We start from the raw sequence: 571 nt of genomic DNA, 5'->3' as shown, positions 1-571 counted from the left end.
CCTTGCGGACCAGGGCGCGCGCCTGCAGCACGCTCTTGGTCCAGCCATAGCTGTGGCGCAGCCCGTGCTGCTCCACCGCCCGCTCGTGGAAGTGCTTCACCGTCCAGCCCGTGTAGCGCTGGTTATACAGCGCCGCGATGCGCTCGACCTCATCCGCCGGCACCCGGTGCGGGCTCGTCTTGCCCAGCCGCCGGTCCAGCAGACCGGCCGCGCCCTCCACCTCGTAGCGCACCCGCCAGCGCCGGAACGTCCGCTCCGAAACGCCCAGCCACTGCGCCGCCTCCAAGGCGCTCAACCGCTGACCGCGGTGGCGCTCGTAAATCTCCTCAAACCGCATCCGTCGTACCTCTTGAAGCACCTCTGCCCGGTCCATCGCCACCCCCCTCGTTCAAGGGCGGTTCTAAACCCGGACAGATCACGTGCTACAAAACCCGGACAGATGACATGTTAGCGACACGCGTCCGTGCAATCGCTTGCATACCGCAACGAACGCCTGTCATGCTGACGGCGAGTGATTTCAGTCCAGGCCAGTCGATCCTCCGTCGTTGTCGCAAACCACAGAGAATCATAA

At 65.0% G+C, this 571-nt stretch carries 1 protein-coding gene; it reads right to left on the bottom strand.

What is annotated here, in order from left to right:
- On the bottom strand, positions 1 to 337 hold a 337-nt coding region (locus tag FRC98_RS20985), incomplete at its 3' end, for a helix-turn-helix domain-containing protein (RefSeq protein ID WP_230467897.1).
- Positions 338 to 571 lie beyond the last annotated feature (234 nt).

This window comes from Lujinxingia vulgaris (genome assembly GCF_007997015.1).
In the GTDB taxonomy this organism is placed as follows: Bacteria; Myxococcota_A; Bradymonadia; order Bradymonadales; family Bradymonadaceae; genus Lujinxingia; species Lujinxingia vulgaris.
Note: the sequence above shows the minus strand (reverse complement) of the source record. Positions and strands in the feature narration are given on the sequence as shown.